The sequence below is a fragment of the uncultured Lamprocystis sp. genome (assembly GCF_903933125.1).
Taxonomy (GTDB): Bacteria; Pseudomonadota; Gammaproteobacteria; order Chromatiales; family Chromatiaceae; genus Thiodictyon.
Genome location: NZ_CAIZIZ010000526.1, coordinates 1 through 9973, shown reverse-complemented (window position 1 = coordinate 9973; position 9973 = coordinate 1). Strand labels below are relative to the sequence as shown.

The 9973-nt window shown below is 61.6% G+C and carries 7 protein-coding genes and 3 tRNA genes; 6 read left to right on the top strand and 4 right to left on the bottom strand.

Annotated features, from left to right (window positions below; genetic code table 11):
* The 4 genes from QZY03_RS28895 to QZY03_RS28880 form a co-directional block, all read right to left on the bottom strand.
* Positions 1-207, bottom strand: a 207-nt coding sequence (locus tag QZY03_RS28895; protein ID WP_295587335.1) for a GTP-binding protein, incomplete at its 3' end; no start/stop codon positions are given.
* A gap of 97 nt (positions 208-304) precedes the next feature.
* Positions 305-380 (bottom strand) — tRNA-Thr (locus tag QZY03_RS28890).
* 73 nt (positions 381-453) lie between these two features.
* Positions 454-527: transfer RNA gene (locus QZY03_RS28885), tRNA-Gly, on the bottom strand.
* A gap of 109 nt (positions 528-636) precedes the next feature.
* Positions 637-721, bottom strand: a tRNA-Tyr gene (locus QZY03_RS28880).
* Positions 722-935: 214 nt separating this feature from the next.
* Here QZY03_RS28880 and QZY03_RS28875 point away from each other — a divergent pair.
* From QZY03_RS28875 to QZY03_RS28850, 6 genes are all read left to right on the top strand, one after another.
* Positions 936-2273: a UDP-glucose/GDP-mannose dehydrogenase family protein gene (locus QZY03_RS28875; protein WP_295587334.1), complete on the top strand. Its 1338-nt coding sequence runs from the start codon at positions 936-938 to the stop codon at positions 2271-2273.
* 182 nt (positions 2274-2455) lie between these two features.
* On the top strand, positions 2456-3937 hold the full coding sequence (locus tag QZY03_RS28870; protein WP_295587332.1) for an OmpP1/FadL family transporter: 1482 nt from the start codon (positions 2456-2458) through the stop codon (positions 3935-3937).
* A gap of 124 nt (positions 3938-4061) precedes the next feature.
* Positions 4062-5039, top strand: coding sequence for an alpha/beta hydrolase (locus tag QZY03_RS28865; RefSeq protein WP_295587331.1), 978 nt, complete (start codon positions 4062-4064; stop codon positions 5037-5039).
* 557 nt (positions 5040-5596) lie between these two features.
* Complete coding sequence (locus QZY03_RS28860; protein WP_295587329.1) at positions 5597-6550, top strand: hypothetical protein; 954 nt, start codon at positions 5597-5599, stop codon at positions 6548-6550.
* 63 nt (positions 6551-6613) lie between these two features.
* Positions 6614-8437, top strand: a complete 1824-nt coding sequence (locus QZY03_RS28855) for a M20/M25/M40 family metallo-hydrolase (protein ID WP_295587327.1) — start codon at positions 6614-6616, stop codon at positions 8435-8437.
* A 118-nt stretch (positions 8438-8555) separates the two neighbouring features.
* A complete protein-coding gene (locus QZY03_RS28850; RefSeq protein ID WP_295587325.1) occupies positions 8556-9749 on the top strand; it encodes a serine hydrolase in 1194 nt (397 codons plus the stop codon).
* Positions 9750-9973 lie beyond the last annotated feature (224 nt).

Genomic DNA, 9973 nt, shown 5'->3' with positions numbered 1-9973 from the left:
CTCGACGTGCGCCGTGGCAATGGTGATGCCGCGCTCGCGCTCCTCGGGGGCGTTATCAATCTGGTCGTAGGCCCGTGCTTCACCACCAAATTTTTTCGCCTGGTGCATGGTAATCGCCGCCGTCAGCGTGGTCTTGCCATGGTCCACGTGCCCAATGGTGCCCACGTTGACATGGGGCTTGCTGCGCTTAAACTTTTCTTTGGACATGAACTGCTCTCCGCCTAGTTCTGAAGGGCATGGGTCAAGTGGCCAGGCTCAAGGCAACACGGCGCCGACCGACACTGAAAACACGAAAACACAACTATGGAGCCCATGATCGGAGTCGAACCGATGACCTCACCCTTACCAAGGGTGTGCTCTACCAACTGAGCTACATGGGCCGAAAATCACTGCGCTGCCCTGACAATCAGCGACAACACGTAGAGACCAGGTCAGTACGCCAATCCGCAGCTTTGGAGCGGGTGATGGGAATCGAACCCACACCATCAGCTTGGAAGGCTGAGGTTCTACCTTTGAACTACACCCGCGGGACATCTGTGGTGACCGCGCCGCCTCAGCGCGCCTTGATCACCGTCATAGACGACGCCCGGCACCGACTGCCTGATCGGAGCAGGCTCACGATCACACGCCTTACATTGGTGGAGGGGGGAGGATTCGAACCTCCGAAGGCTGAGCCGTCAGATTTACAGTCTGATCCCTTTGACCGCTCGGGAACCCCTCCGAATCGAGCGACGCAGTTTAGGTCGACACGGCGGCTAAGTCAACAAAGGTTTGTCAGCAGCGGAGCGTCTCGCTAAGCTGGTATATTTACCGACCGCAAGCGGTTCGGCAACCCAGCACTGCACCCGCATCAGCGCTTCGACCAAGCGTCCGCCGGGAACCTGCTGGTTTGCCGGGACGCAGATTGTCAATCTTCCAACGACTTGGAGTCTCCGATGGACGTGACCATTTTCGGCAGCGGCTATGTTGGCCTGGTGACCGGGGTCTGCCTCGCCGAGGTCGGCAATAACGTGCTCTGCATCGACGTCGACCCCCAGAAAATCGCGCTGCTCAACAGCGGGGGGGTGCCCATCCACGAACCCGGTCTGGATGATCTGATCCGCACCAACCGCGAGGCCGGGCGGTTGAATTTTTCGACCGACGCCGAGGCTGGGGTGCGGCACGGTCTCTTTCAGTTCATCGCGGTCGGCACGCCGCCCGACGAGGACGGGTCGGCAGACCTTCAGTATGTGCTTGCGGTGGCAAAAACCATCGGCCAGCATCTCGATTCCTATCGAATCGTTGTTGATAAATCAACAGTACCGGTCGGTACCGCAGACAAGGTGGCCGGCTGTATCCGCGCGACCCTGACTGCCCGCGGTACCGCGGTCGACTTCGACGTCGTCTCCAATCCCGAGTTCCTCAAGGAGGGCGCCGCGATCGAAGACTTCATGCGGCCGGATCGAATCATCGTCGGCACGGACAATCCACGCACCGGTGAACTCCTGCGCGCACTCTACGCCCCCTTCAACCGCAATCACGACCGCGTGATGTTGATGGATGTCCGCTCGGCCGAACTGACCAAATACGCCGCCAACGCCATGCTGGCGACCAAGATCAGTTTCATGAACGAACTGTCGAACATCGCCGAGGCCGTCGGCGCCGACATCGACAAGGTGCGCGTCGGGATGGGCTCGGACCCCCGGATCGGCTACCAGTTCATCTATCCTGGCTGCGGCTATGGCGGCTCCTGCTTTCCCAAAGACGTACGCGCACTGGAGCAGACCGCGCGCACCCTGGGATATCCGGCGGAATTGCTGCACGCGGTGGAGGCGGTCAACTTCCGCCAGAAGGAAGTCCTGTTCAGGAAAATCTCTGACTATTTTGATGGGACTCTCAGCGGTCGCACCGTTGCAATCTGGGGCCTGTCGTTCAAACCCAACACGGACGACATGCGCGAGGCATCCAGCAGAACACTGATCGAGGCACTGTGGGAGGCCGGCGCCCGGGTCCAGGTCTACGATCCCGTTGCCCTGGAGGAAACCAAGCGCCTGTATGGACAACGTCCTGATCTGACCCTTGCCAAAGACGCCATGAGCGCTTTAGACGGCGCGGATGCGCTCGCCCTGGTCACCGAGTGGAGCCAGTTTCGCAGCCCCAACTTCGCGGCCGTCAAGGCGAAGCTCAAGCAGCCGGTGATCTTTGATGGCCGCAACATCCTGGACGGCCGACTGGTCGTGGCCGCGGGATTGACCTACATCTCAATCGGCCGGGTACCGGCCAAGCCCACCTGACACCGCTTGTACCATTTCTACCACGACTTATCGAGGCGACAACTCTCACGGCCAGGTCGTCACACGATTGACATTCATCAACCCTGCGCGGATTATTATTAGCGCTTTGTCGTGAAATCGCCACGCTGACTGGCGCTGACCATGCCGCCTTGTAAGCCCGATCATAAAACCCAGGGGACCTCATGTCTGCTTCCAGATTCGTCGCTTTCGCGCTCGGACTCGCATCCGTCGTCGCCTTGCAAACCGCTCAGGCCACCAACGGCTACATGTCGCACGCTTACTCGCCTGCCGCCAAGGGGATGGCCGGCGCGGGCGAAGCGGCGCTGCCGCAGGACTCCCTGAGTCTCGTCGGTAATCCGGCCGGGCTGGCCAAGGTCGGACAGCGGCTGGATATCGGAGCGGCCTGGTTCAGCCCCAAGCGGGAGTACACCGGTGTCACCCCCAACCCAGCCACCGGCGCTTACGCCCCGATCGGCGGCGGCCCGCTGGGGACAGACACCGTCGAGAGCCAGAACAACGACTTCCTTGTCCCGAACTTCGGCTACACGCACCCCTTGGATGCCAAGAGCGCATTCGGCGTCGCCCTGTTTGGAAACGGCGGCATGAACACCGATTACCGCAGCGTCGATACCTTCATGAACCTCGGTATCTACGGCGGAAACAACGGATGCGCGAATCCGCCGCACTATGCGACCGCCGCGCCTTGCGGTCCGCAGATTCCGGGCACGGCGATGCAGGGCGGCGGTAACGCCGGCGTCAACCTCGTCCAGTTGGGGATTTCGCTGGGCTATGCGCGTGAAGTCATGGACAACCTCTCCATCGGCGGCGCCTTCGTGCTCGGCTATCAGACGATCGAAGTGCGCGGCGTCGGTGCCTTCCAGGGGTTTACCGAAACCTTCACCCAGAGCATGATCGCCAATCGCGGCGCCGGCGCGGACACCCCGGCCAACCTGACCGACCGGGGCGATGACGCCGCGTGGGGCTACGGCTTCCAGATCGGCGCACTCTGGGCGGTCAACCCGCAGTGGGACCTGGGGATCTCCTATCGCACCAAGATGTACATGGGCGAATTCGACAAATACCAGGATTTGTTTGCGGAAGGCGGCGATTTCGATATGCCGGCGGTCGGGACCATTGGCCTGGCCTTCAAGCCGACCAGCCAGTTGACCTTCGCCTTCGACATCCAGCAGATTTGGTACAGCGACGTCAAGTCCATCGGCAATACCAATCAGTTGGCGCAGAAGTGCGATTTGAACGCCGCCTTCGGCGCGCCCAGTTCGCCGGGCGCCGTGTATGACCCCAGCTACTGTCTCGGCGGCTCCAACGGTGCCGGCTTCGGCTGGCGCGACATGACGGTGTTCAAGCTTGGTGTCCAGTACGCGATCAACAACGCACTCACCGTCCGCGCCGGCTACAGTCACGGCAGCTCGCCGATCGTCTCCCAGGAGGTCGCGTTCAACACCTTAGCGCCGGGAGTCATCCAGGATCATTGGACGCTGGGCGCCACCTACCGCCCGCAGCGGAACTACGAGCTGACATTCTGGGGTATGTATGCCCCGCAGGAGACAGTCGAGGGTCCCGGGGCATTCACCGGTGGCCAGTCCCCATCAATCTCGATGAAGCAATATGAACTGGGCGTGAATTTCGCCTGGCTGTTCAACTGATTGCTGACCCGCTCCGGCGCGCATCGGCCGGGGCGAAGCAAGACGTCAGCCGGCCGGATGGGGTTCCATCCGGCCTGATCATCTGCCGTTGCTTCCTGTTCACCACCAGATTCGAGTAACTTGGATGCCTGTCTCTTCGCTTCTTCAGACGAACCTGCTGATCCGGACCGCGCGCGCCGCCTTCCTCCTTGCCCTGCTGGTGGGGGCCGGGTCGTGCCGAGCCGATGCCCAAGGGACTGAAACCGGCTGCTCCATCGCTTCGGCAAGCCTTGAACTGGACGGGGGCACCATTCACTACAGCCGCTCCGGTCAGGGTCCGCAGATCGTCCTGTTGCACGGACTTTTCGCGCAAAAGGAGCAATGGCACGCGGTCCTGTGCGCGCTCGCAGGGGCTGGCTACGACGCCATCGCCCCTGACCTCCCCGGCTTCGGCCAAAGCAACGGATTTGATGTGACCGCCTATGACCTTGGTGCACAGGCCGAGCGGCTCCAAGGGTTCGTTAGCACGCTGGGACTCAAGGACTTCAACCTGGCCGGCAACTCCATGGGCGGAACCATCGCCGCGATTTACGTGGAGCGTTACCCCAACAACGTACGCCGATTGGCCTTCATCGGCCCGCCGCTTGGCGTGATCGAGTGGGGACCGCGGGTACGCCAGGCAATCAAGGACGGCATCAATCCCTTTATCCCCATCGACCCCGCCCAGTTCGATTTAGAGATGCGCCTGCTGTTCGCGGACCCACCCGCGGTTCCGGCTGACTTTCGGGATCCCTTACTGAAAAATTACGTGACCTACAATCGGCACTACCAGCAAGTCTGGGATATCGTGAATCTCTACGACGCGGTGCTGGACAAGAAACCACTGGACGAGCCGCTGAATGCCAAGATCCCGGTCCTGATCCTCTGGGGTGAAGCGGACGCGATCTATCCGATCGACGGTGCGGCGGCATTGCAGAAGCGCCTGCCCGGCAGCCAGTTAGTCAAACTCCCCAGGGCAGGACATTTACCCATGCTGGAGCGTCCGGCGGAGACCGCGGCCAGCCTCGTCGCGTTCCTGCGGGAGAAGCAAGGGTCTGCGCCGGCGGCCCTCAGTCACGAGTGAAGAACCACGGCGGGACGGGGCATTCGCCCCGTCCCGAACGTTTGCTCCGTGGCCGAGCGCTGATCGGAACCGGCAGGTTCGAGGAAAACGTTTCGGACGGGGCGAATGCCCCGTCCGGCCCAGCCGGGGGCGCCTTGGCAGCGCGGTACACGTCCACCCAGTCCATCAGGCATCAAGACCCTTGGGGTCAGCGCGACAACAGGCAGAATTCGGCCGCGCAACCCCTCCGTTCGTCGAAAATGCCGTTGCCTGGATAGGGAAACCGGTGATATAAGGTGACCAACATCACAGTTCGTGCGGAAACTGCCTTCCGCTCGAACTGCGCGAGGCGGCTTGCCGACCGGGGATGACCCGGTCAGAGCCACGTTCCTGATTCGTGGTTGAACCGCGTTGGCCGTCGCGCGGTCCCTGCTGTCCACTTGGTCGGTGCTGTTGCGTGGTTGCGATGGGCGGCCCCGCGGTGTTCAACGGGATGTCTGTAAGCAAGGCCCGGCGCCTCGTGGTGTGCTCCAAACCTGTCGAGGGAGCCTTGCATGAATCCGAGGTCTGCCAGGATCGTGTCTCGTCTGCTCGCGTCCGCGGCGTGGTTGTTACTCGCCCCGTCGGTCGCTCGGGCAGCCTTGATCATCAACGGTGACTTCGCCGACTCAACCGACCTTGCCGGCTGGACGTCGGAAGGCACCACCGTCGGCGAGCCCGCGGGTGATTTCGCCCAGCTTGGCGCCGACGGCACCTACAGCCGTCTCCTGCAACAAACCTTCACCCTGCCGACCGCACCCGCCATACTGGCCTTCGATTTTGCCTTCTCCACCGCCGCCCCGTTCCCGGGCACTGGCTTCCCAGACTCTTTTACCGCTTCCCTGATCACCGTCGGCGGAGACTTCCTGGACATCCTGGTCGTCGATCGACTGGGCGTGGTCGCGGACCCCTCCGACGGCATGGAGTGGCTCACCGGCGCCTTACCCATCGACGTCACCTTCAACCCTGCGGCAGCCATCCCCGGCTTCCAGGCCCTGGCGGGCGGCACCGATTACTCGGGGCACATCAGCCTGTTGCTCCCGAGCACAGTCCTGGGTCAGGGGGCGACCCTGTATTTCGAACTGTTCGACGAGAACGGCCTCGCCGGCACAATTGCCGCCATCGATAACGTTGGAACCTATCCAGCCGCCGTCCCCATGCCCGCCACGTCCGCCTTGCTCGCGATTGGCCTGGCGGCCTTCTCCGGCGGCCGCCGAAGAATCACGCACGCCCCTGAAGCCCAAGCGGCCGAGCGCGGGACGGGGCATAGGCCCCGTCCCGAACGTTTGATCCGTGGCCGACCGTTGATTGGAACCGGCAGGTTCGGAGAAAACGTAGCGGACGGGGCGCATGCCCCGTCCGGCACTGAGATTGTGATCAAGGCCCAAACGGCCGGTCGGAACCTTAAATATACTGACTCGGACATTGACCACTTCAGGTTCGTGCGGGGGGGGGGCGACGCCCCAGACCGTCCCCGATCTTTACGTCGGTGAGTCCATCGCCGGCTCGCTCCGGGAGCGGTTGACTTATTCACTCCTGACACCGGAAGACCCAAAATGCAACTGGCTATCATACCATCGCGCCAACCACCAGGCAGGCCCGGTTACCGGCAGATCATTTCCGTTCTGCTGACCACCCTGTTCCTGTTCGGCGCCGGCCCTGCGGCTGTCACATCATGGGCCGCCGGGATTGCCGAAGCCCCCGAACCCCTGCTGCTGGTGCGCATCGATGTGAATAACGACATTGCGCGCCTGGGTCTTCCCGTCCAGGCGAACCTGGTGGATGCGGCGGGACAGGAATATATCCTCAGCATGACGACGCAGACGCGACTCACCGCGTTGAACATCCCTTATGTCATCGTTGACCGCGAGGTGTCCGACAAACATTATCTGATGGCGCGTGAACGCCGTCGCGGGGCCATTGCGCGGGCAACGGTGACCTTGACGGTGCTGCATAACGACGGCACACGGATTGTCGTCCGGGATGAGCCGGGGCTGCGCCGGCAGCTCGGTGATATGGGTTTTGATCTGAAACTGCTCCGCAATACCCCCATGACCTTCTCCCGCCCCGCTCGCGGAGCAGTGAGTAAAGCGCAAGGGGCCATCGTGAATCAGGCGGTCGGCCCCGATCCCGTCGTGACGAAAATGATCAGTCAGGTGACGACGGCGACGCTCAATTCCTATGTCTCGCGACTCACCGGCATCACCCCCGTCACCATCGCGGGCTCAACGTATAGCATGTTGACCCGCAACACGGATTCAGGGACACCCATCAGCAAGGCCACGCGCTATGTCTATGACCAACTGACGGCCCTCGGCCTGGCCGTCGAATATCAGGATTGGAGCGATGAGGACGAGGGATACGCGAGCCGCAATGTCGTCGGCGAACTGACGGGGCTGGGTTCACCGGACCAGATTGTACTGATCACCGCCCATCTCGACGATATGCCGGCAAGCGGCAACGCCCCGGGGGCCGATGACAACGCGAGCGGCACTGCGGCCGCCCTGCTGGCCGCCAGGATCATGACCGGCTATCGCTTCGAGCGCACGATCAGATTCGTCTTCTTTACCGGCGAGGAGCAGGGGCTGCTGGGAAGCTGGGCCTACGCCGACAGCGTTGCCGACGAAGAGATTGTCAGCGTACTCAACATGGACATGATGGCCTACAACACGCCCTTGTCCAAACCGACCGTGCGGCTGCACATCAGACCCCGGAACAACCCGGGCTATGCGGCCGATCTGGCAATCGCGAAGCAATTCGCCGCCGTGGTCAAGGACTATGGCCTGTCGTCCGCACTGGTTGCGGTCACTACGGCGGATGGGGACGATGCCAGCGATCATTCCTCTTTCTGGGACCAGGGATTTGCGGCGATCCTGGCCATCGAAGATGATCGCGATGACTTCAACCCCTATTATCACACCCGGTCGGACACCTTGAGCCGCTTCGACCTAGCCTATTTCAGGGCTTTCACACAGGCCAGTGTGGGCACCGCGGCGCATCTTGCGGGGAGTCCCAGACTGCCGACCACGTTACCGGATTTCGTTGTTGCGTCCATCACTCTGAATCCTGTCTCACCCGTGCATGGCGGCATTTTCACGGCCGCGGTCACGGTGAAGAACAGCGGCAATGCGCCGGGCGATGGTCGAACCCTTGGGCTCTGGCTCGACCGCGCGACGACGGCGCCTTGTGATGCCACCGGTAACGGTGCGCGTGCCGTTGGGACAGTCGCGGCCGGCGCGATGAAGACCTTGACCTTCACCAGTCTGCCGGCGGGGTCAGCCGGCACCAAGACCTTCAGGGCCTTCGTCGATGGCGGGTGTGATACCAAAGAGGCCGGCGAGACCAACAACCAAACCGCCAAGTCCTACACCGTCCAATGAGGTCCGGCCCGCCCGTCCCGCTCGGCAGGCAAGCGGGACGGGCGGCAGAACCCCTCCCGGTCGCCGACCAAGGTCGGCCGCATTGCCTGTATCATCAACCCAATTCAGGGGGATCAACATGACGCGCCTCGACTCCGTCCTCCGAAACCGCTTGCACCTCAGGTCGATATTGTCGATCCTGATCGCTTGCCTGCTCTATGTGGGACTCCTCGGTGAAGCAAAGCCCGCTGAGGTATACCACCAGACTATGGCGGCCGCAAGCGATACTGCAGCGCTGGGCTTGACCCCCCAACAGAAAAAAAAGATCGACACCATCTTCACTGCCTTCGTGGGCAAGGCGACCCCCGGCGGGGCCATCACCATCATCGACAAGAACCAGGTCGTCTACCAGAAGGGCTATGGCCTGTGTCGACTGTCGCCAAAACAGGCGATCACGACCAAGAGCCTGTTCCATGTCGGCTCGGTCGGCAAGCAGTTCACGGCGCTGGGGATCATGCAATTGTACGAGGACGGCTTGTTGGACTACGACGATCCGATCGGCGACTATTTTGAGGGGTTGCAGCGGTTCGGGACGCGGTTGACGATCAGGAGACTGCTGAACCATACCTCGGGAATCGCGGATTACGACGAAGATGAGGAGTTGTACGATGCCATCCTGACGGAAGGCGACGGCCATCCCACCAACGCTGATCTCATGGCGGTGCTCAGCGAGCAGGGAGACGCCTTATTCACTCCGGGACGAGCGTTCCACTACAGCAATACGGGTTATGACGTCCTGGGGGCCTTGATCGAAAAACTCAGCGGGCAAACCTATGCCAACTACCTGCGTGATCATATCTTCGTCCCTGCAAAGATGCTGGCCACTTTTGCTCTGCCGAATGCACTGAAAAGAAGCAAAGTCTGCTACAGCTACACCGAAGACGAGGAGGGCCCGGTGCCGGAGAAGTCCGACCCGTTTGACCTGATCAACGGATCCGGCTCCACCTTTTCCACGGTGGAGGATTTCTTTTTGTACGATCAGGCCTTGAACAATAATCTCCTGGTGTCGAAGACTACCCTGGCGGAGGCGTGGAAGCCGACCAAACTCAATAATGGAAAATTATCCAATTATGGGTTCGCCTGGGATGTCGTGAAATACCGCGGCAAACCGATCGTGGCGCATTCCGGCAGTTGGCTGGCTTTCGACTCCTATTATATGCGCTTTCGCAATGAGCGCTTCTCGATCTTCGTCACCTTGAATCTCGACTATGCGCAGCCGGACGCCGAGCAAATCGCCAAGAAGATCGCCGACATCTGTTTGTTCGGTGGATAATAGCCACTGGAACGTCTGCGTGTCGTGATCGCACGGGCCTTGATCAGAGGTCCGCTCGCCCCATCCCCTCGTGACACCGCTCCAGAGATTGTGAAAGTATTCATATCGTATACTATTTAGGGCGTGCCACCACGTGCCTGGCGGCGCCAGTCGCCGCGCGGTTTCGTCGAGAGCGACCGACGCGGGCGCGATCGGCTGGCCGTCAAAATCCGTCTCCGAGGCTG